Below are 22,272 nucleotides of genomic sequence, written 5' to 3'. Positions count from 1 at the left end.
TGCGCTTTTAACCATATAATCAGCTAAACCCACAACTGCGATATCAACGCTATCGCACGGCCGTAGCGTCACTACGACATAAAATATTCTGATAGCTTATTCGCCACACTCTCAATCGAGAAAATGCTCTTCTGATGCGCTTTACGGCATTCGGTGTATCGCTCATCCTGCTCTTCCAGCGCCACCAACAGACGATCGGCCACCGTCATTGCCCCCGCGATTTCAGCAAAACCAAACTCCCCTTCATCTTTTAATGCCACCGCAGCCTGCAAATTCCAGTCGGAAAGCCGACTTAACGGCGTAAACGTACCACGGGTGATCGATAAAATCCGTACCCCCTGTTGTCTCGCCATCGTCAGCGCCTGCATCAGATCTGCTGAGACCTGCTCGGTGTGCACAACAATAATGCCCGTCATCTGGTTTTCCGCCAGCACCGGCATGGATGCCGGATAAAAACGATCAATAAAGCTCGCCGCTTTCCCCATACGCATTAAATTCATTTGCAAAAAAAGCGCCACCGGTACCGCTGTCCCCACCGCGTAAAGCGCAATATTGCTGGTTTGATTAAGCCACGCCGATGCAGCTTGCAGTTCCTGACTATCAATAATGGCATTGCTGTCGCGGATACTGGCTATCGCTGACATCGTTGCCTCGCCAGGCTGCTCTTCAGGCCTTGCCGCGCCTCTATCCATTGCCAACGCAGTACGAAAATCGGCAAACCCTTTAAAGCCAAAAGCACGGCAAAATCGGGTAATACTTCCTTCACTGGTTTCGATGGAATCAGCCAACTCAGAGATCGTGTGTCTCATCACATAATCAGGATTTTCAGCCACGAAGCGGCCGACCTTTTCCAGTATTGGACTTAAGCCAGCAGTACCATTTCTTATATTTATCAAAAGATTAGAGTTTAATTGGCTCATTTTTCGCCTTTTTGCACAAAATGCAAGCACAGTCACATCTTTCTTGCTCACCTGTGATAATAATTATTTTCACAAATACATCAATAAAAATAATTATTATCACACCAATGGAGAAAACTGAATGAAAGGTCTTATCGTCTGTCGCACTGGCATGGGCAGTTCCCTAATGCTCAAAATCAAAGCCCAGAAAGTCATTGATAAACATGGCTGGGATATCGAACTCGAACACGATGTACTTTCCGGACTCAGGACCTGGCAAAACATCGATTTTGTTTTAACCATGCGTGACCTTACCGATGAAGTTGAAGAGGCTGGTTTTAAAGCCATCGGTATCACCGACCTGATGAACAGCGAAGAAATGGAAACTGCGCTCTGTAGCGTGGTCAACGACAACAATTAAGCTCTCCTGGAGTAAATATGGAACTCCTCAAGTTTATTGTATTCGACATCTTGGGTGTAACCCCACTATTAGTTGGTTTTATTGCGTTAATCGGCCTACTGGTTCAACGCAAGCCCATTGAGAAAGTGCTTTCCGGTACCTTCAAAACCATCGTCGGCTTCTTAGTCTTTGCCGGTGGCGCAGGTCTGGCGGTCACCTCTCTCGGCAATTTCCAGACACTATTCAGCGATGGTTTTGGCTTGAAAGGTGTCATGCCGCTGGCTGAAGCGCTAACCGGCCTTGCTCAGACAAAATTTTCAATGTGCGTATCGTTGATTATGGTTGTCGGTTTCGGCTGGAATCTGGTATTCGCCCGCATCACGCCGTTTAAATATATCTTCCTGACAGGTCAGCATAATTTGTACCTTTCTGCCCTGCTCACGGTAACACTGAAAGCGTTGGGTTACAGCGATCTCACTACCATCATCGCTGGCTCAATCCTGCTTGGTCTTGCCGCCTGTCTTTATCCGGCAATCGCCCAGCCATGGATGCGTAAAATCACTGGCAACGATGAAATCGCCATGGGACATTATGTCACGCTGGCCTACGCCGCTTCAGGTTGGATTGGCTCAAAGGTCGGCGATCCCAAACAGTCAACAGAAAAACTCAACCTGCCAGGCTGGTTAGGGATTTTCAAAGACTACATCGTTTCCGTGTCAATCTCGGTCAGTATTTTCTACTACATCGCTGCGCTGGCGGCAGGTAAAGCGGCGGTCACTGCGGCGGCGGGCGGGATGCACTGGCTGGTTTATCCACTATTCCAGTCTCTGACCTTTACGGCTTCACTCTACATCATCATTACCGGTGTGCGATTACTGCTCTCCGAGATCGTACCCGCCTTCCTCGGTATCTCAGAGAAATTTATTCCCAACGCCAAACCCGCTCTCGATTGCCCGGTTGTCTTTCCCTATGCACCAACCGCGACGGTGCTGGGGTTTATCTCCTCATTCGTTGGCGGACTGGTCGTGATGGGAATTCTCGCGCTGATTGGACAAACCGTCATTATTCCGGTAGCGATCCCCTACTTCTTTATCGGTGCAACAGCGGCGGTGTTTGGTAATGCGTCCGGCGGCTGGAAAGGCGCTATCGCGGGCAGCTTTGTCACCGGCATCCTCATCGGCATCGGCCCCGCGCTGATCTACCCCATCATGGAATCCGTAGGTTTATCCGGTACCAGCTTCCCGGAAACCGACTTTGTGGCCCTTGGGTTGATCGTTTACTACATCGGCAAAATGCTGCCCTGATAAGGATTAATTATGACTATTAACGAATTGAAATCCCATGCGCAGGCTGCTCGCCGCGATATCGTCACGATGATTTATGAATCGGGTATCGGCCACCCTGGTGGGGCACTATCCATCATCGACATTCTGACCTGGCTCTATTACGAAGAGGTGGACCTTAGTGCCACGCCGCGTGCGAAAGTGGTGATGAGTAAAGGACATGCGGTTGCCGCACAGTACGCCATGCTTTACCAAATGGGCAAAATCGATCGCAACGAATTTAATTCCTTTCGCCAGATCAATTCACGGTTGCAAGGACATCCGAGTATTAAGTCACTACCGGATGTTGACGCGACAACCGGGCTCCTTGGTCAGGGGCTATCCGTCGCTCTCGGCATGGCGGCAGCTAAAAAACGCAAACAGGAACCACATCGCGTGTTCGCCATCATCGGCGATGGTGAAATGCACGAAGGACAAATCTGGGAAAGCTTGCAACAAGCAGGCCATATGAAAATGGATAACCTGGTCGCCATTATCGACTACAACGGTTTCTCTTCTCACGATCCGGTGAACGACGTTATCAATCTGGAGCCGCTGGCGGATAAAATCCGCTGCTTCGGCTGGCATGTGCTGGAACTCCACAATGGTAATGATATGCATCAGGTGGCGGATACGCTGATGCTTTCTCGTCATCTAAAAGGTAAACCCGTGGCGATTGTTGCCCGCACCATAAAAGGGGCCGGGATTAGCTACATGGAAAATAACGGCGACTGGCATTCTAAAACACCCTGTGCCGATCAGTATCAGCAAGCGATGGAGGAATTACAATGATGAAAGCACCACGCGATGAAATCGGCAACGCGTTGATTGCGCTAAAAAAGAAAGGCTATCCCATCGTCGCCATTGACAGTGATTTAGCCAGTTCAACACGTACCGACCAATTTCAGCAAGCCTTTCCCGAGTCCTTCTTTGAAATGGGTATCGCCGAAGGATCCGCGATGAGTTTTGCAACAGGCCAGGCGCTAGAAGGCAACATTCCGTTTTATGTGAATTTCGCCATGTTTGTCACCGGTACAGCCTGGACACAGCTACGTCAGGCTTGTTATGCCAAAGCGAATATCAAATTGGTCGGTAGCCATCCGGGAATGGACGATGGCCCTGATGGCGCATCCCATCACGCACTGGAGGATTTAGCGCTCACCCGCGTATTACCAGGCATAACGATTCTGACGCCAGCCGATGCAGAAGAAGTTGAGGCTGCGTTTGAACAAGCGGCAAAAATCACCGGCCCCGTCTACATTCGTGTAGCTCGAGAACCGATGCCAGTACGAGATAAAACTCGCATTCCACGGGTTCACGACATCGCGACCGTTGCCGATTCAGGTGATGACTTTGCCATTCTCTACGAGGGAACCGTGCTTGAACAAGCCACCGAGGGATATGAGAAGCTGATTGCAAGCGGTAAAAAAGGCAAACTTATTCATGTCGCTATGCTGAAACCTTTTAATCATTCCGCCTTTATTCAGCTAACAGAGAATTGCCCGCTTATCGCAACGATCGAAAACCACACGATAAATAGCGGGCTCGGTGGGCAAGTCGCTGAAGTGATGGCAGAAAACACGACTCAGGCAAAGCTGATCCGCATTGGTACTCGAGATACGTTTACTGAATCCGGTAATAGCCGTCAATTAAAAGAAAAGTATGGTATTTCCGGCACATCCTTATATGAAGCGCTGCGTTAATCAACCTGAGCAGGCCAATGTCGGCCTGCTTTCTTCAGACGATAGGAATGAGAAATGGAGACTCCACTCTTTACCGCCACACAGTTTCAATCCGACAGTTGCGATTGGCGAGAGGCTATAAAACTCGCTTGCCAACCGCTGGAATTAAAAGGCATTGCGACACCTGACTACGCAAACGCGATTATTACTGCCACGGAAAAGAACGGCCCCTGGTATATTTTAACCCCTGAATTTGCGTTACCTCATGCCCGTCCAGAGGAAGGCGTGCTGAGCCAGGTTAGCCACCTTTCCCTACTCAGCAGTGCAACCGCAATCAACTTCCCAGATAACCCTGCGGTCAAACTCATCATTGTGCTAGCTGCGGCCGATAGTAATCAGCACATTTTGATGATGCAAAAGTTAGTCTGCTGGCTTGATGAAAACGAGCGCCTGCACCGCTTAACCAATATCACGAACAATGCTCAGTTGAGCCAAATTTTGGCGGCTAGATAACTCAGTCTTATCCCTGCTTAATCCGGCGCTCATAGTGAATAAAATGAGTACCGGTTACCCCAAAATCAAGCATGAGCCACTGATGTTGGGTGCTGTCCCGTATTTTTCAGCAACATGATGAGATAACACAGTGCCACTACCGCAATCAGAACAAATAATAATCGGTCTGAATAGGTTTGCATCAATACAGCAGCCAAGCTCGGCCCACATAGACTACCAAGGGTATAACTCAGCAATAATGCTTGATTCATTGCCACCAGTTCATTCGGGTGCACTTTCTCGCATGCCCATGACATCGCCACCGGGTATAATGTAAAACCAGCGCAACCCAACATAAATAACGCGGGTGCCATGGCATAGCGGCTAATCCCCAACATCGCCAGACAACTGATGATCACCACAAAGACCAACACGCGAAGAACCAGCAGACGACCATATCGATCGGCCATCCGCCCAATCGGCCATTGCCCCGCGATACCTGCGCTTATCAACAACGCCATCCAATAGCCAACCTGCGCATCGCTCATCCCCTGATGCGAAAGATACAGCGGCATAAGTCCATACAATGACCCCAGGATCACACCAGAAATCACACAGCCATGGACGCCAAGTCGGGCTGTTCGCAATTTAAGCATCTGCCACACACTCACCTGACGATCTTGAACAACCGCTCCTAAAATTTGGGTAAACAATAGCGGTAGTATTGCCAGGATAATTAATACCGCGATCCAAGGTAAGACACTCATCAACTGTGTCGGCAATACACCCAATAACAGTTGTCCGATCACGCTGCCAAGATAATAAGCCATCATGTAAGCAGCTAATAATTGACCACGCTGAGACGGCATCCCACTACATAGCAGTGCGCTTTCAACCACAACCCATATCAGCGCACATCCTACCCCTGCCCAAAAACGCCAGAATAACCAACTCCAGAAATCAACAGAGATCCCCAATCCAATCGTCGCAGCCCCAAACAACAAGGCAGCGAAATAATAGCTATGGTTGAACCCATAACGTCGGATTAATTTACCAGCCACTAATGTGCCAACCAAATTACCGCTAAAATAGGATGAGCCCACCATGCCCACTTGCCAAACAGGGAGTTGCTGATAGTTAAGCCAGAGAGGCACCAATGTATTTAATACTGCGATACAAATCGTCAATAACAAAAGGCCGCAGAGCAAAAAACGCACTGGGCGAGAGTAAGCGGACATAACGAAGTGGGTAACCAGAAAACGAAAGGGAAAGTGAGCGCATCATGCCACTGTGTATTTAAAAGTCAATCAACCAAAAAATACGGAGCACTTTTCGTTATTCCCTTATATTGCTCCCGGTAAAAGAGGAGAAATTAAAAGTAAAACAGGGCCGACAGATTTGAATCTGCCAGCCCTGACACATCATCCTATCATTAATAGAAAATGTCTTTCTCTGTCACAGTAATCCCATAACTCTGTTGCCAGTCAGTCAACGTTAACCGAGTTAACTTCGCCAACCCAATGTAAAAAGGATGAGTCGTACTGTGTTCCAGAAGTTCCAGGTAACGCATCGCCCAAGGTAGCAAATGATCCGCCAGAATGTCGGACACCCAGTCTGGTTGATTTTCGGCGCTCCATGCCACCAACATCAACATTAAGCCGATATGATCTTCCGGCTCCTGCTGTTCAAACTGCGGTTCAATTCCACGCTGATATAACCACTGCCGTAACGCCAGAGTCGAATCACCAAACAGAACATTTTCCCGATCAAGATAGACCGAACCCCATGGCGGTGCGGCTAACGCGTCTGGACCAATAAACAGTTGCTGCCAGGTCACCATGAGATTTTCATCGTAGTCTGGCTGCAATCCTTGCGCGATCAGACCCGTTGCGAGCGCGACTTCATTCGATTGGCCATAGGGCCAATCGAGCTGTTGTCCACATTGACGCAACTGCGACAAAATAGCCACATTCTGCTCATCATCTGGCGCATAATAAAGCAATGCGCCCAGCATACGTGCAGTCTGAGCAAGCATTTCAAGCGACATCTTCGCGCTCCTCTAACAATATCGATTTGCTTGTAAGAAACGAAATATTAAGGTTGATTCTCAACCCGCGATAGCCATTCCTACCGTCATATGCAAACCATAGAATAAAGCGCGACCAATCATTTCACCGCCGAAAACCAATACCATCGCCAGGCTCAAGCCAACGACAGAAGGCGTTTTCCCTCGCATCAGAGGGTAAAACCAGCAGCTTAACCCCAACACTAACAGCAAAAGCCGCCCCACAAGCCAGTGACCATATTGAGGAACCAATGCTGAAGCCTGCTGTACTGAACTGGAAATGTCAGCAAGCCCTGCCGTTTGCATTAAATTCACAGCGATACTGACAACCAACGCCACGCCACTGATCATCGCCAACCAACGCATCCCAGTCCAATCATCAATGGCCGTACGTAATAACAACATGCCCAGCAAAGGACCGCCAACCAGCATCGTCAGGAAAAATTGCCATGGGGTATAGGCACTATCCCAGGTCGGCACCGTATTGATGGCATAAACCCGAGACATAGCATAGACAAAGATCAATCCGGCCAACATGGCTGCCATTAGCCAGATCCGACCAACTGCTGCCGATAGTTTGTTCAACACCGCCAATAGCCAGTAAACCCCACCAAGCACAAAGAAAAGCGACCCTGCCGCAATTTCATTACTCAATGCAGATTCACCTAGTCGGTTAAGGGAGTTCATTGCCCGCAGAGGCGAACCGAGGTGCATCACCGAAGCGATAAACCCGATACCCATCAGTACCCAGAGAAAAAACATCGACAGGTGCACTCGTCGGGTTTTCTGCGTATCTAACTTTCCGCTCAGTAGCAGCAACGCCATCACCCAAAAGCCACCGACAACACACTGTCCTAGAACGGTGAATATTATTAACGGCCATTCATGCCATCCGTTACCCATCTCACACCTCCTTAGGATTTGCCAGGAAACCCGTCTCATCACCGACAGGAGACTATTGGCATTAGGTTTTAATACAATATTAGGACGAGTGAAATGTGCCGCTGGCAGCGGTGCGACCTCAGCAAGATCACCATACTTTTTCCTCAATTCATCAATGGGTGCCAGATCCAGTGCGCGTAAAGGACAAGATTCCACACAGATTGGCTTCTCCCCCTTTTCGACTCGCTCATAGCATCCATCACATTTGGTCATGTGCCCTTTTTTCTCGTTATATTGCGGAGCTCCATACGGACAAGCCATATAACAGTAGCGACAGCCAATACAAACCTCTTCATCCACGACGACAAAGCCATCTTCCCGTTTATGCATCGCACCTGAAGGGCAGACTTTCACGCAAGCCGGATCGGCACAATGATTACAGGAAATTGATAGATAATAGGCGAACACATCTTGATGCCAGGTATCACCATCGCTTTGCCAGCAACCGCCTGCGTATTCATAGATGCGCCGAAAATTCACATCAGGCCCCAGATCTTTGTAATCCTTACAGGCCAGTTCACACGTTTTACAACCGGTACAACGGTTGGAGTCAATATAAAAACCGTATTGTGTTGTCATCGGTTGCCCCTTACGCCTTTTCTATCTGGACGAGATTAGTATGCTGTGGATTCCCTTTCGCCAATGGAGAAGGACGCAGTGTCGTTAGCGTGTTAATGCAAGCGCCATGATCGACACGATCGGTTGACGCCATATCCGCCTGATGCCAAGCTCCCTGTGCCATTGCTGTCACGCCTGGGAGAATACGGGGAGTCACCTTTGCCTGAATGCGGACTTCGCCTCGAGCATTGACAACCCTGACGACATCACCATTTGCTATCCCACGTGATTGTGCATCCAACGGGTTTAACCAAATCTCTTGCGGGCACGCCGCCTCTAAAATGTCGATATTGCCGTAAGTGGAGTGAGTTCTAGATTTGTAGTGAAACCCTATCATCTGCAAGGGATATTTTTCTCGCAATGGGTCATCCCAACCTTCAAAGGTCGAGGCATAAACCGGTAATGGACTGATTACCTCATCGTTTTCCAGTTCCCAATTTGCCGCTGTTTCAGCCAAGGCAGAAGAGTAAATCTCAATCTTTCCTGATGGCGTTTTTAAGGGGTGAGCGACAGGGTCATCACGGAAACTTTTGTACGCAATAAAATGCCCGTTTGGATCTTTACGTTTATAAATCCCCTGAGCGCGTAGTTGCTCATATTCAGGTAATTGCGAATCTTTAGCCTGCATTTTATCGTATAAATATTGCAACCATTGCCGCTGTGTTCGTCCTTCGGTAAAGGCCTGATAAATATCGTCACCCAACCTGCGAGCGACCTCACTTAATATTTCGTAAATTGGCTTACGCTCAAATTTTGGACGCGTAACGGGTTGGATAAAAATCAAATATCCCATATTCCCCGCAGAATCATTTGGAATAATATCCTCTTGTTCTACCGTCATTAAATCTGGCAACAAAATATCAGCGTATTTCGCTGACGATGTCATAAAGTTTTCAATTACAACGATCATTTCACATTGACGATCATTTTGTAATATTTCGTGGGTTTTATTAATATCCGAGTGCTGGTTAACCAAACAATTCCCGGCATAATTCCAGATAAATTTGATAGGGACATCCAATTTATCTTTCCCTTTGACGCCATCTCGAGTCGCGGTCATTTCCGTGCCTCGAGCAATAGCATCAGTCCAACTAAAACAAGAGATTTGCGTTTTAACCGGATTCTTCAAGACCGGCATTCTCTCAATCGTAATCGTATAGGTCGATTCACGAGCGCCACTGTTTCCACCCTGGATGCCCACATTCCCTGTCAGAATAGGCAACATCGCAATAGCTCGTGCTGTCAGTTCTCCATTAGCCTGACGCTGTGGCCCCCATCCCTGGCAAATATAAGCCGGTTTAGTACTGCCTATTTCTCGCGCCAACTTGATGATTCGCGCCGAGGGAATGCCCGTAATCCGCGCTGCCCATTCAGGAGTTTTGGCTACACCATCATCTCCTTGGCCCAGAATGTAAGCTTTGTAGTGCCCATTCGCAGGCGCCCCTTCTGGCAAGGTTTTCTCATCATAGCCCACACAGTATTTATCCAGAAAAGGCTGATCGACCAGGTTCTCCGTAATTAAGACCCAGGCAATCCCTGCAACCAGCGCCGCATCCGTGCCAGGTCGAATCGGGATCCATTCATCTTCTCTGCCTGCCGCCGTATCGGTATAACGTGGGTCGATAACAATCATTCTGGCATTGGAACGTTCTCTAGCCTGTTCCAGATGGTATGTCACCCCAGCACCGCTCATTCGTGTTTCTGCGGGGTTATTACCAAACATCACCACCAGGCGGGTATTCGCAATATCCGAGGTACTATTACCCATATTGCTGCCATAGGTATATGGCATCGCATATGCGATCTGCGCCGTGCTATATGTTCCGTACTGTCCCAGAAAGCCGCCATAGCAGTTCATCAAGCGAGCAACTAACGACGCCATCGGTGATGAGCGGGTAATGTTGCCGCCAACGATGCCGGAACTATAGTTGATATATACGGCCTCGTTTCCGTATTCCTTGACGACACGTTGTAAGTTGCTCGCTATAGCATCATAGGCTTCTTCCCAACTGATCCGCTCAAACTTACCTTCACCACGTTTCCCCACCCGCTTCATAGGATATTTAAGACGGTCTGGGTGGTTAATACGGCGACGGATCGAACGACCTCGCAGGCAAGCACGAACCTGATGCTCACCATAAATATCCGAGCCTGTATTATCCGTTTCTACCCAACTGACTTCTTCATTTTTGACATGGAAACGTAGTGCACAGCGGCTACCACAGTTTACCGAACAAGCACCCCAGACCAATTTCTCTGGCTCATTGACCTGTTCCATATTATTGGCAAATGCATGGCGATTAAATGGCAACATGATTTGACCAATTGCTGCAGCCAATCCTGTCATTGCGGCCGATTTAACTAGCGTCCTCCGCTTGACAGGTTGTTGCATAATTTGATGTAAATTTTTTCCCGGCATGCTCATACTCCAATGAAGGATAAATTACTCATAATGTGATGTTCTTTATGTTTTTCACGACATCAAATCCGTATCAATGTTCTCTGGCCAATAGCCTCAACACCAGATAATACTAAAGTGGTACTTATTATTATCCCTATATACTCTACTGATATTGAATTCATACCTTGCTGGAAATCAATAAACCAATAAACGATTAATTTTTTATTCCATTTTGTGATTCAGAATATCCGAGGACAAATCGATGTATATTTATTTATACAGCGTTTTTTAAAAAGAAAGGAAATTAATAAGTTGAAAATAAGGAAGTGTTATATTTACCAGGTATATTAGATAGGCACGTTTGATTAAAAAAATAAACGCCCTCAACGGGCGTTTATTTGATAATAATTCACAATCTCATTATGAAATATATTCCAGACCACCCATATACGGGCGTAATACTTCAGGAATTTCAATTCTGCCATCGGCTTGCTGATAGTTTTCTAAGACGGCAACGAGTGTACGCCCCACGGCCAATCCCGAACCATTCAACGTATGCACCAAGCGTGTTTTCTTATCGCTTTTGCTACGGCAACGCGCTTGCATACGACGGGCCTGGAAATCCCACATATTGGAGCAGGAAGAGATCTCGCGATACGTATCCTGAGCAGGCAACCATACCTCTAAATCATAGGTTTTGCTGGATCCAAATCCCATATCGCCAGTACACAACAGCACTTTGCGATAAGGCAATTTCAGTAACTGTAATACCGTTTCCGCATGTGTTGTCAGTTCTTCTAACGCCTGCATCGAGTCTTCAGGGCGAACAACCTGTACCAGTTCAACTTTATCAAACTGGTGCATACGAATTAAACCACGGGTATCACGGCCATAAGAGCCTGCTTCGGAACGAAAACACGGCGTATGAGCCGTCATTTTCAGCGGCAATGAATCTTCATCAAGGATTTCATCACGGACCAGATTGGTCAGCGGAACCTCGGCTGTCGGAATCAACGCATAGGCGCTGGTTTCGGCTTCTTCACTCAGCGGTTTGGTGTGGAACAAATCCTCCCCAAACTTAGGTAATTGCCCGGTTCCATATAACGTTGCATGATTCACCAGGTAAGGCACATAGGCTTCCTGATAACCGTGCTGTTGAGTATGTAAATCCAACATAAACTGAGATAAAGCACGATGCAGTCGGGCAATTTGCCCTTTCATGACAACAAAGCGTGCGCCCGTCAATTTCACCGCAGCAGCAAAATCCAACCCTGCCGCCATCTCTCCCAGTTCAACATGATCACGTACGGGGAAATCATACTTACGAGGCTCACCCCAGCGGCTAATTTCCTTATTATCGTGCTCATCTTTGCCAAGCGGCACTGAGTCATCCGGCATATTGGGGATCGTCAATGCCAAGTCCCGAATGTCATTTTGCAGTTGGTCCAGCTCTGTTTTAGCCGCGTCCAACTTCTCACCCAGTTCATTGACTTCACGGCGCAATGGCTCGATATCTTCGCCACGCGCTTTCGCTGCACCAATCTCTTTCGATCGGGAATTTCGCTGAGCCTGCAGATTTTCAGTTTCTACCTGTAGAACTTTACGACGTTCCTCCTGCTTACGCAGGGTGTCAACATCCAGTTTAAAGCCCCTGCGAGCCAGTAGCTTTTCGGCGACTGCGTCTAGCTCATTACGCAGTAAATTGGGATCGAGCATGCTAATCCTGTGCTTATGATTATCAAATGGAATGTTAGCAAACGCGACGAATCGAATCTCGCCGCGTTACAAAAATATCTCGTTAACCTTACCGCAACGCTTAGTTCAGCGGTAGCGTTTTGTCGGGCTATTTTGATCCTGAGCAGCGAGCCAGGCGAGCTTTTCACCAATTTTACCTTCAAGCCCACGAGCAGAAGGGGTGTAATACCGAGTTTCTACCATCTCTGGCGGAAAATAACTCTCTCCGGCAGCATAAGCATTAGGTTCGTTATGGGCATAACGATACTCAGCCCCTAACCCCATCTCTTTCATCAGACGGGTCGGCGCATTGCGTAAATGCTCAGGAACATCATAATCCGGCTTTTCACTGGCATCCTGCATCGCCGCTTTAAATGCGGTATAAACAGCATTGCTTTTTGGTGCACACGCCAGATAAACGATAGCCTGAGCAATCGCTCTTTCCCCTTCAGCAGGCCCCACTCGTGTGAAGCAATCCCATGCAGCAATAGCAACCTGCATACCACGAGGATCGGCGTTCCCAACATCTTCCGAAGCGATCGCCAACAGTCGACGAGCAACATACAGCGGATCGCCGCCAGCCGTGATAATACGGGCATACCAATATAAAGCGGCATCCGGTGCAGACCCTCTCACCGATTTATGCAAAGCAGAAATCAGATCGTAGTAACGATCGCCTTTATTATCAAAACGCGCACTACGTTCTCCAGAAACCTCTTTGAGTAGCGAAGGGGTTAACGTGCGATAGCCTTTTTTATCAATCTCCGCCATATCGGCCATCAATTCCAGGCTATTCAACGCACGACGGGCATCACCATTAACCAACTCAGCCAGCATATGGCAGGTATCATCTTGCAGAATAATATGTTGTCCGCCATATCCGCGTTCACTATCGGTCATGGCCTGTCGAAGTACCTGCTCAATGTCTTCCGTCGTCAGAGCCTTCAGCAAATAGACACGAGCCCGTGACAACAACGCAGAGTTGAGTTCGAAAGAAGGGTTTTCAGTCGTCGCACCAATGAACGTAATGGTGCCATCTTCAATGTGCGGTAAAAATGCATCTTGTTGACTTTTATTAAATCGATGGACTTCGTCAACAAACAGAATCGTTCTACGCCCAGCATTGCGGTTTTGTCGAGCACGTTCAATAGCTTCACGAATTTCTTTAATACCGGATGTGACCGCTGAAATGCGTTCAACATCCGCTTGCCCATAATGGCCGATTAATTCAGCCAGCGTCGTTTTCCCAGTCCCTGGGGGGCCCCACAAGATCATTGAATGGAGCTGCCCAGCTTCAATTGCGCGAGGCAACGGTTTATCCGCACCAAGCAAATGCCGTTGGCCGATATATTGCTCCAATGTTACTGGCCGCATACGCGCGGCCAGTGGTTGAAACTCATTGCGGGAAAAATCCAATGACAGGTTACTCACTCAAACCTCACTGACGCTGGTCATCCACCGTCACACCTTTTGGCGGAGTAAACGTAAACTTGGTCGAATCAGCGGCGCTATTCTGCTGATTTTTCAGCACATAAGTACTACGTTGCCCATCCTGTTCCGTCGCAGTAAATGTTTTGATCGTCCCACCTGGCGTCACGCTAATAGCGAATTGCTTCAAGTTGCCGTTAGCCGATTTTGGTGTCAGCTCAAAATCATCCCCTTTCTGCTGTACTACGTATTTATTCCAGTCACTGGCATCATTGCGGGTAATCAAGATAAAAGGCGTATTTCCTGTCGCATCTTTTAACCAGGTTGCCGTTACCTGTTCGACAAATGGATTGTAGAACCAGAGCGTCTTGCCATCAGAAACCAAAACACTCTCATCTGGTGAAATCGTTTTCCAATTAAACAGATTTGGACGTTTCAGCCACAGCTCTCCTTCTCCTTCCTGCACGGCTGCGCCATCTGCACTGGTCACCTTCTGGCTGAAACTGGCATGAAAACTATTCACTTTATTGAGCCGACTTTGCAAATCTTTGGCTGCATCAGCATATGCGCTCACTGATGCTATTCCGGACATCAGACAACAGGCAACTAACCATTTTTTCATCATACAAATCCTTCGAATTTTCCGATACCGCGCTTCATCGGGGTAAACTATCGACGCTGTTGCGTCGTTGATAGTTTAACGGAAGCCGTTTGAACAGCGATAGGCGAATTGTCTGCTAACGACTCGAATTAGCCAGGAATAACATTATTCCATCGGCGGCGGTGCCAACACTTCACGGTTACCGTTATGCCCAGGTGAGCTCACAATACCCTGCGCTTCCATCTGTTCTACGATTCGAGCAGCACGGTTATAACCAATACGGAACTGTCGCTGTACGCCTGAGATTGATGCTCTGCGTTTTTCGACCACAAAGGCAACGGCCTGATCAAATAAAGGATCGAGTTCCTCATCGCCATCCAGTCCAAGCGTTCCCCCTTCACCATCATCACCACCGCTGACAATGTTATCAATATATTGAGGTCGTCCGCGTGCTTTCCAATCCTGAACAACCGCGTGGACTTCCTGATCGCGAACAAAAGCGCCATGAACACGTACAGGTATGGATGAGTTAGGTGCCATGTAAAGCATGTCTCCCATGCCCAACAGGGATTCCGCACCCCCCTGATCAAGAATAGTACGCGAATCAATTTTACTGGATACGGTAAAAGCAATACGCGTTGGGATGTTGGCTTTAATCAGGCCGGTAATCACATCAACCGAAGGACGTTGTGTCGCCAGAACCAAATGAATACCGGCTGCACGAGCTTTCTGCGCCAGTCGTGCGATCAACTCTTCAACCTTCTTGCCAACCGCCATCATCAGGTCGGCAAACTCATCAACCATAACAACGATATAGGGCAGTTTTTCCAATACTGGCGGCGTCATATCCATGCTATCGCCAGGTTTCCAGAAAGGATCGGGGATAGGACGCCCCATCGCATTCGCTTCTCTCACTCGTTCGTTGTAACCAGCCAGATTACGAACACCCAACGCCGACATCAGTTTATAACGACGTTCCATTTCTCCGACACACCACCGCAACGCATTCGCGGCATCCTTCATATCGGTCACCACTTCTGTCAGCAAATGAGGGATACCTTCGTAAACCGACAGCTCCAGCATTTTCGGGTCGATCATGATAAAGCGTACATCTTCCGGCGTCGCTTTATACAACATACTGAGTATCATGGCGTTAACGCCGACTGATTTCCCTGACCCCGTCGTCCCCGCAACGAGCAAATGTGGCATTTTTGCCAGATCGGCGACCACGGGTTCCCCGGCAATATCTTTCCCTAACACAATTGTCAGCGGAGAGGGATTGTCACGGAAGCGAGCACAATCCAGCACTTCTCGTAGATAGACGGTTTGGCGATGCTGATTCGGTAACTCCAGCCCCACATACGTTTTGCCGGGAATGACCTCAACGATACGCACCGCGACAACAGAGAGCGAGCGAGCGAGGTCTCTCGACAAATTAGAGATACGCGCAGCCTTCACGCCAGGCGCCAGATCCAATTCATACCTCGTAATCACTGGACCAGGATGGTGATCGACGACTTCGGCCTTCACACGAAAATCAGCTAAACGGGCTTCAATCAAACGGGCCGTTTGCTCAAGTGCAAAATTATCAACGGGGGCCTCACTGGCTGGCGGCGCGGTTAGCAGATCCAACGTTGGCAGCGGGGTTGTTGGTTTTTGCAAAGGCTGTTCATTACGCATCAGGAACGGATGGATCAGGCTATCCATAATTGGCGAACGTTCAGAGGATTGCACATCCTCTGCAACAGGTTCCTTTGCCGCTGGAACAGTGGGCGCTGATTCAGAAATGCCCCCAGTTCTGCTTGCATCATCGGCCGATGCCGGAAGCTCAGTATCCTGCGGTTGAGCAGAAAGTGTAAATAACGGCTCAGTAGGTGTGTCATCAACCAGATCGGCATAGGGTGAAAAGCCGAACTCCTGACGATCTGCTGATAATGCAGCCAGCATGCTTTCACTCAGGAAAGGCTCTTGGCGTCGGGGGAGCGAATTCTCATCAGGAGATTCAGCGACAACATCTCGCTCATCTGCCGCCAATTCATCGGAGTGACCATAACGATTGTTTTGCTGAGCCGCAAAATCCCTGGCTAATTGCGCTTGTAAAAGCGCATCTTCATCCTCTTCCTGCTGAGTATATTCCTCGCCATAGCGCTGACGCTGTTGTGCAATATATTCTTGCTGTAATGCTGCTTCCTGCAAGGCAATATTATCCGGATCGTCAGCATATCCATTATCTGGATCTGGATTCACCCCGATGTCATTCGTATCGTTCTGGGATTGAGCCAATTTTGCCTGTTCTTCGGCTAACCGCTGCGACGGTAACTTGATGCCATAGGAAGCCAATTCTCGACGGGTCGGAATACGAACAGGGTTGGGGCGAGGTAATTCAGGGCCATCAACCTGTTTAACCTGTGAATTACCGTCACTCGTAGCGGTAAACGCAGGCATAAAGGTATTGTTCGCTGGATATTCTGTATTTCCTGCCGCCATTGCCGCTTCTGATTGAGCCAGACTCGGTCGATGCTCATCAGGCGGTATAACCAACGGCGGCAGAGTAGGCGAAATGTCTTTATCGCCATAGGGCGTAGAAACGTCAGCGCGATCGTGATAATTATCAGAAGAAGTAGGCAGTTCAAAGGAATATAACGGCGGATTCATTGATGACGATGCATCTATTTTCTGCTGAACGGCTGACTGCTCCTGCACCGAGTGAAGGATAGAATGCTCCGGTATGCTTGCCACAGATGCGGCAGATTGCTGCTGATCTAAATCCGCTATCGAACTTAACTCTGTTGCAACATCAGCATTCCCTCCCCCTTCCGTCGCTGGCACTGCACTATCCGCAGTTGAAGGGGCAGAAAACAGCGCATCATCGGTATCGATTACTGGCGAATCCATTTGGTCTCGTGGATCGGCACTGTGCGTAGAATCTGCTGAATCATCATCCAGATAGTCATTCTCTCTGCGAGAACGGTTGGACATGAAAGTTAGACACCCAAGAACGCCGGCCCCTATTTTTTCCGCAATCGTCAACCACGACCAGCCAGTAAACAACGTCAATCCAGCAGCCCAAACGCATAACAGGATTAATGTTGCACCAACGCTGTTAAAGCGCGGGATCATAGAACTGCTCAGCAGGCTCCCTAATACACCACCTGACGCAAAATAATAAAGATCGTCAACATTCAACGCCGCCAAACCACAAGAAGTAAGGATGAGCGCTAATGTACCAATCAAACGCAGAGAAAAAGTAAAGTAATCAACGGCATTCTGATTATCTCGCTGGCGGAACGCCGCCCAGCACAGACACAGCATGATCGGCGGAATAGCATAAGCCAACACGCCAAAAATAAAAAACAAGGTATCTGCCAGCCACGCACCCGCAATGCCACCAAAATTGTGGATCGGTTCATGCCATGCAGTTTGTGACCAACTGGGGTCAGAGGGACTAAAGCTCAGTAAGGCGACACCCAGATAAACGGCAAAAAGCCCCACTACGATTAAAATCGCTTCAAGTAAACGACGAGTACCACTGAGTTTTTTCAGGGTAATCTCTTTATCTTCTGTATATTCCTGGCTCAAGCGTCTCTCCAGGGGCCTGTAAAGGGTTATGACAAAGCGCCGAGAAAAACCCGGCGCTGGGACTGTATAAATTCACAGGAGTGTAACTGAATTTATCGGGTTTTGCACCCATGCATTTATCGTGTTCTGATAACCAAACGATTGCTTTGCTTAACTTCTTCCATCACCACATAGGTACGCGTATCGTTCACACCCGGCAACCGCAGCAGTGTCTCACCCAACAGCTTACGGTACGCAGACATATCAGGCACACGCGTTTTCAACAAATAGTCAAAGTCGCCGGAAACCAGATGACACTCCTGAATTTCCTCCAATTTCTGCACCGCAGTATTGAACTGCTCAAACACATCCGGCGCACCTCGGTTCAACGTTATCTCAACGAATACCAGCAGCGACGCATCCAGATAATGGGGGTTTAGCAATGCGGTATAGCCGTTAATAAATCCTTGCCTTTCCAGACGGCGCACACGTTCTAGACAAGGTGTCGGTGACAGCCCTACCCGTTTAGAAAGCTCGACATTGGAAATTCGCCCATCTTTTTGTAGTTCGTTCAGGATGTTACGATCAATACGATCGAGATCTTTTCCTGGTCGTTTTTTAGTGTCTACCATTATTATTGTCTCTCTTCACTTTTCCCTGCCCCTGCTACACTCCGACAGACTTCAATGCATCAGAGCTGCCCTAAAGAAGACCCACTCTCTATTTTGTATGGCAAAAGCCTTTGTCATCCGGCGCTTATCCGTCGCTGTTCTGCCAGTTTAATCCAAACTCTACCCAGCAAAAACACGGTTTCCATGGCACAAAGGCCAACCAGACAGCACACGAACGAAAAGCCGAGCTTTTAGCTGTTCACATACAAAAAATTTCCTCTTCCCCAGATGTTTTCGCAAAAGCCCAGCCGATTGTCAAAGTAAAACAACTAAAATCAGAAGAAAGTGCCAGATTAAATAAGATAAAACGTGCTTAAGGCCTTCTTTCAGTCATTTTACTTATGAATATAGCTGTTCTATCAGCAGATTGTGCCTCTAATAGCTATCAACAATTAAACAAATAGCTAACAACTTTTTCTCACACTTTTTTTACTCAGGCAATTTCCTTACAATCGTCATATTGTCCGTCGTCATGAAATGAGGCACGCATGAGTACCGTTAAACACCACAAACTATTGATTCTGGGTTCTGGCCCGGCTGGATACACTGCAGCAGTTTACGCTGCACGGGCGAATCTTAACCCGGTATTAATTACAGGGATGGAAAAAGGAGGACAGTTAACGACCACAACCGAAGTGGAGAACTGGCCTGGTGATGCGGATGATTTAACCGGTCCTCTGTTGATGGAGCGTATGCACGCTCACGCTGAAAAATTCAATACTGAGATTGTGTTCGATCATATCCAGCGAGTCGATTTGCAGACTCGACCATTCCGCTTATTTGGTGATAGCGATGAATATAGCTGTGATGCGCTGATTATTGCGACAGGCGCATCGGCTCGTTATTTAGGTTTGCCTTCAGAAGAAGCGTTTAAAGGTAAAGGGGTTTCTGCCTGCGCGACGTGTGATGGTTTTTTCTACCGCGCCCAGAAAGTTGCCGTGGTTGGGGGGGGAAACACAGCCGTTGAGGAAGCGCTCTATTTATCCAACATCGCCGCAGAAGTGCACTTAATCCACCGTCGTGACAGTTTTCGTTCAGAAAAGATTCTGATTAATCGCCTGATGGATAAGGTAAAAAACGGCAACATCATTCTTCATACCAACCGTACGCTGGATGAGGTTCTCGGCGACAATATGGGCGTTACCGGTGTACGTCTGCGCGATACGGGCAGCGATAAGACAGAAGAGCTGGAACTGGCTGGCGTTTTCATTGCGATCGGTCATAGCCCGAATACCGCCGTATTCGGCGGCCAGCTTGAACTGGAAAACGGCTATATCAAAGTCCAGTCAGGTATTCATGGTAATGCCACGCAAACCAGCATTCCCGGTGTTTTTGCTGCTGGTGACGTGATGGATCATATCTATCGACAGGCGATCACCTCTGCGGGTACAGGGTGTATGGCCGCGCTGGATGCTGAACGTTATCTGGATGGTTTATCCTCAGCGAAATAACATTTCCTCATTGCATCCGGTAAAGACTCACCGCTTTCTGGATGCATTTCTCTTGTGCCCTCCTATCAGCCCAAAATTGATCATTCCCCTCATTCCATGCCTCCTTTTGATTTGCAGTCCGCTCTTGTCGAGGTAACATGACCCCATTCTGAGGATTAATGAATAAAGTTGTTAAGCGTTGGTTATGTAAGCGTTATTTATCATTAACACTCTTCATGTGACATGACAACCTGGTGCCTGATGAAACAAACCAGACAACAAGAACTGACCAAATGGCTCCGACAACAAAGCAAATTGGCGCAGCGTTGGTTACGCATTTCACTTTTACTCGGTTTTCTGAGCGGTGCATTTATTGTTGCACAGGCATGGTTATTAGCGACGTTGCTCCATGCGCTGATTATTGAACAGGCACCGAAAGAGTCATTACTTTCTTCTTTTCTATTGCTGGGTACCATTTTCGTATTACGCGCACTCAATAACCTGTTACGCGAACGGGTTGGTTTTATGTGCGGACAGGCGGTACGACAGCAGATACGCAAGCTGGTATTGGACCGATTGCAACAGTTAGGTCCCTCCTGGATTCAGGGCAAACCGGCGGGAAGTTGGGCCACGATGATTCTAGAACAAATTGAAGATATGCAGGATTACTATTCCCGCTACCTTCCACAAATGTATCTGGCGGTACTCATCCCGATACTGATACTTATAGCGATTTTCCCGATCAATTGGGCCGCTGGCCTCATTCTGCTTCTCACTGCGCCATTAATCCCTCTGTTTATGGCATTAGTTGGCGTGGGAGCAGCCGATGCTAACCGGCGCAATTTTGAGGCACTGGCTCGCTTAAGTGGCCATTTTCTCGACCGCCTGCGCGGATTGGAAACACTACGATTATTTCATCGTGGTCGTTCAGAAACCGATCGCATCCATGATGCTTCCGAGGCATTTCGCAGCCGAACAATGGAAGTGCTGAGAATGGCATTTCTATCCTCGGGGGTACTGGAATTTTTTGCCTCCATCTCCATTGCTGTCGTTGCCGTTTATTTTGGCTTTTCCTATTTAGGCGAATTGAATTTCGGACACTACGGTACGGGCGTTACACTCTTTGCCGGATTTTTGGTTCTGATCCTGGCTCCAGAGTTCTTCCAGCCATTACGTGACCTAGGTACGTTTTATCATGCAAAGGCACAGGCAGTCGGCGCAGCAGAATCGCTGGTCACCTTTTTAGCAACAGAGGGAGAAACGGTCGGCTTCGGCGATCGGGAATACCAGAGTCAAGGCCCCATCGAGATTCAGGCCACCGATCTGGTCGTACTGGCGTCAGACGGCACCCCGTTAACGCAGCCACTGTCATTTACTATTGAGGCTGGCAAACGGATTGCGTTAGTCGGTATCAGTGGCGCGGGAAAAAGTTCGCTCTTGAATGCATTACTCGGCTTTCTGCCCTACCGCGGCTCACTCACCGTTAACGGTATCGAACTCAATACACTCACCCCTGATTCGTGGCGTAAACAACTCAGTTGGGTGGGGCAAAACCCCCACTTGCCGGAACAGACGCTGCGTGCAAATATTCTGTTGGGTAACCGTCAGGCCACCGATGATGACTGCCAGAAAGCGCTGGAACAAGCATACGTCCATGAGTTTCTCCCACTGTTACCACACGGTCTGGAAACCACTATCGGCGATGGAGCGGCTCGTCTTTCCGTTGGTCAGGCACAGCGTGTCGCTGTGGCTAGGGCGTTAATAAAACCCTGTGCGCTTTTGCTGCTGGATGAGCCCAGCGCCAGTCTGGATGCCCATAGCGAGCATCGTGTAATGACGGCGTTAAGTGAAGCTTCACACCATCAAACAACGCTTTTGGTCACACATCAATTAAACGATACGGTTAATTACGATGCTATCTGGGTTATGGAGAATGGCCGTCTGATTCAACAAGGTGATTACCTGTCGCTCAGCACACAATCCGGCGCATTTTCCGACCTGATAGCACAGCGACAGGGAGAGCTATAAT

At 48.4% G+C, this 22,272-nt stretch carries 18 protein-coding genes and 1 pseudogene; 8 read left to right on the top strand and 11 right to left on the bottom strand.

Annotation, left to right across the window (positions count from 1 at the left end; translation table 11 throughout):
- Positions 1 to 71: 71 nt before the first annotated feature.
- Complete coding sequence (locus ACKPVM_RS10580) at positions 72 to 920, bottom strand: MurR/RpiR family transcriptional regulator (RefSeq protein ID WP_409309002.1); 849 nt, start codon at positions 918 to 920, stop codon at positions 72 to 74.
- Positions 921 to 1,041: 121 nt separating this feature from the next.
- Between ACKPVM_RS10580 and ACKPVM_RS10575 the strand changes: the two genes are divergently transcribed.
- The 5 genes from ACKPVM_RS10575 to ACKPVM_RS10555 are packed head-to-tail and all read left to right on the top strand — an operon-like array spanning position 1,042 to position 4,816.
- Positions 1,042 to 1,320, top strand: a complete 279-nt coding sequence (locus tag ACKPVM_RS10575) for a PTS sugar transporter subunit IIB (RefSeq protein ID WP_409309001.1) — start codon at positions 1,042 to 1,044, stop codon at positions 1,318 to 1,320.
- A 17-nt stretch (positions 1,321 to 1,337) separates the two neighbouring features.
- Positions 1,338 to 2,603 carry a PTS ascorbate transporter subunit IIC gene (gene ulaA / locus ACKPVM_RS10570; RefSeq protein WP_409309000.1) on the top strand — a complete coding sequence of 422 codons (1,266 nt, stop codon included), beginning with the start codon at positions 1,338 to 1,340 and terminating at the stop codon, positions 2,601 to 2,603.
- A 12-nt stretch (positions 2,604 to 2,615) separates the two neighbouring features.
- A complete protein-coding gene (locus ACKPVM_RS10565; protein ID WP_409308999.1) occupies positions 2,616 to 3,413 on the top strand; it encodes a transketolase in 798 nt (265 codons plus the stop codon).
- Entirely contained in the window at positions 3,413 to 4,324 is a 912-nt protein-coding gene (locus ACKPVM_RS10560) for a transketolase family protein (protein WP_409309039.1), read from the top strand. Before ACKPVM_RS10565 ends, ACKPVM_RS10560 begins: the two co-directional genes overlap by 1 nt.
- A gap of 54 nt (positions 4,325 to 4,378) precedes the next feature.
- Positions 4,379 to 4,816 carry a PTS sugar transporter subunit IIA gene (locus ACKPVM_RS10555; protein WP_409308998.1) on the top strand — a complete coding sequence of 146 codons (438 nt, stop codon included), beginning with the start codon at positions 4,379 to 4,381 and terminating at the stop codon, positions 4,814 to 4,816.
- Positions 4,817 to 4,881: 65 nt separating this feature from the next.
- On the opposite strand, the gene ACKPVM_RS10550 is transcribed toward ACKPVM_RS10555, so the two are convergent.
- The 10 genes and pseudogenes from ACKPVM_RS10550 to lrp all read right to left on the bottom strand — a co-directional run bounded on the left by ACKPVM_RS10550 (position 4,882) and on the right by lrp (position 18,774).
- Positions 4,882 to 6,033: an MFS transporter gene (locus ACKPVM_RS10550; protein WP_409308997.1), complete on the bottom strand. Its 1,152-nt coding sequence runs from the start codon at positions 6,031 to 6,033 to the stop codon at positions 4,882 to 4,884.
- Between the two features lie 194 nt (positions 6,034 to 6,227).
- Positions 6,228 to 6,842: a Tat proofreading chaperone DmsD gene (gene dmsD / locus ACKPVM_RS10545; RefSeq protein WP_409308996.1), complete on the bottom strand. Its 615-nt coding sequence runs from the start codon at positions 6,840 to 6,842 to the stop codon at positions 6,228 to 6,230.
- Positions 6,843 to 6,902: 60 nt separating this feature from the next.
- Positions 6,903 to 7,763, bottom strand: a complete 861-nt coding sequence (locus ACKPVM_RS10540; protein ID WP_409308995.1) for a DmsC/YnfH family molybdoenzyme membrane anchor subunit — start codon at positions 7,761 to 7,763, stop codon at positions 6,903 to 6,905.
- A 1-nt stretch (position 7,764) separates the two neighbouring features.
- A pseudogene (locus ACKPVM_RS10535) lies at positions 7,765 to 8,381 on the bottom strand (DMSO/selenate family reductase complex B subunit).
- 10 nt (positions 8,382 to 8,391) lie between these two features.
- On the bottom strand, positions 8,392 to 10,812 hold the full coding sequence (gene ynfE, locus ACKPVM_RS10530; protein WP_409309038.1) for a selenate/tellurate reductase subunit YnfE: 2,421 nt from the start codon (positions 10,810 to 10,812) through the stop codon (positions 8,392 to 8,394).
- A gap of 429 nt (positions 10,813 to 11,241) precedes the next feature.
- Complete coding sequence (gene serS / locus ACKPVM_RS10525) at positions 11,242 to 12,537, bottom strand: serine--tRNA ligase (protein ID WP_409308994.1); 1,296 nt, start codon at positions 12,535 to 12,537, stop codon at positions 11,242 to 11,244.
- 105 nt (positions 12,538 to 12,642) lie between these two features.
- Positions 12,643 to 13,986 (bottom strand): replication-associated recombination protein A, encoded by a 1,344-nt coding sequence (locus ACKPVM_RS10520; protein WP_409308993.1) that lies wholly within the window; start codon positions 13,984 to 13,986, stop codon positions 12,643 to 12,645.
- A gap of 7 nt (positions 13,987 to 13,993) precedes the next feature.
- The gene (lolA, locus tag ACKPVM_RS10515; RefSeq protein WP_409309037.1) at positions 13,994 to 14,605 is read right to left on the bottom strand and encodes an outer membrane lipoprotein periplasmic chaperone LolA; all 612 of its coding nucleotides are present in this window, start codon (positions 14,603 to 14,605) and stop codon (positions 13,994 to 13,996) included.
- Positions 14,606 to 14,749: 144 nt separating this feature from the next.
- Positions 14,750 to 18,163, bottom strand: a complete 3,414-nt coding sequence (locus ACKPVM_RS10510; RefSeq protein WP_409308992.1) for a DNA translocase FtsK 4TM domain-containing protein — start codon at positions 18,161 to 18,163, stop codon at positions 14,750 to 14,752.
- A gap of 116 nt (positions 18,164 to 18,279) precedes the next feature.
- Entirely contained in the window at positions 18,280 to 18,774 is a 495-nt protein-coding gene (lrp, locus tag ACKPVM_RS10505) for a leucine-responsive transcriptional regulator Lrp (RefSeq protein ID WP_196906846.1), read from the bottom strand.
- 110 nt (positions 18,775 to 18,884) lie between these two features.
- Here lrp and ACKPVM_RS10500 point away from each other — a divergent pair, with 110 nt between their 5' ends.
- The 3 genes from ACKPVM_RS10500 to cydD all read left to right on the top strand — a co-directional run bounded on the left by ACKPVM_RS10500 (position 18,885) and on the right by cydD (position 22,271).
- The gene (locus tag ACKPVM_RS10500; protein ID WP_409308991.1) at positions 18,885 to 19,130 is read left to right on the top strand and encodes a hypothetical protein; all 246 of its coding nucleotides are present in this window, start codon (positions 18,885 to 18,887) and stop codon (positions 19,128 to 19,130) included.
- 171 nt (positions 19,131 to 19,301) lie between these two features.
- Positions 19,302 to 20,264, top strand: a complete 963-nt coding sequence (gene trxB / locus ACKPVM_RS10495) for a thioredoxin-disulfide reductase (RefSeq protein ID WP_409308990.1) — start codon at positions 19,302 to 19,304, stop codon at positions 20,262 to 20,264.
- Positions 20,265 to 20,504: 240 nt separating this feature from the next.
- Entirely contained in the window at positions 20,505 to 22,271 is a 1,767-nt protein-coding gene (gene cydD, locus ACKPVM_RS10490; RefSeq protein WP_409308989.1) for a heme ABC transporter permease/ATP-binding protein CydD, read from the top strand.
- The last annotated feature ends 1 nt before the right edge of the window (position 22,272 follow it).

It is taken from the genome of Pectobacterium hainanensis (genome assembly GCF_046237015.1).
In the GTDB taxonomy this organism is placed as follows: domain Bacteria; phylum Pseudomonadota; class Gammaproteobacteria; order Enterobacterales; family Enterobacteriaceae; genus JBJYIN01.
Note: the sequence above shows the minus strand (reverse complement) of the source record. Positions and strands in the feature narration are given on the sequence as shown.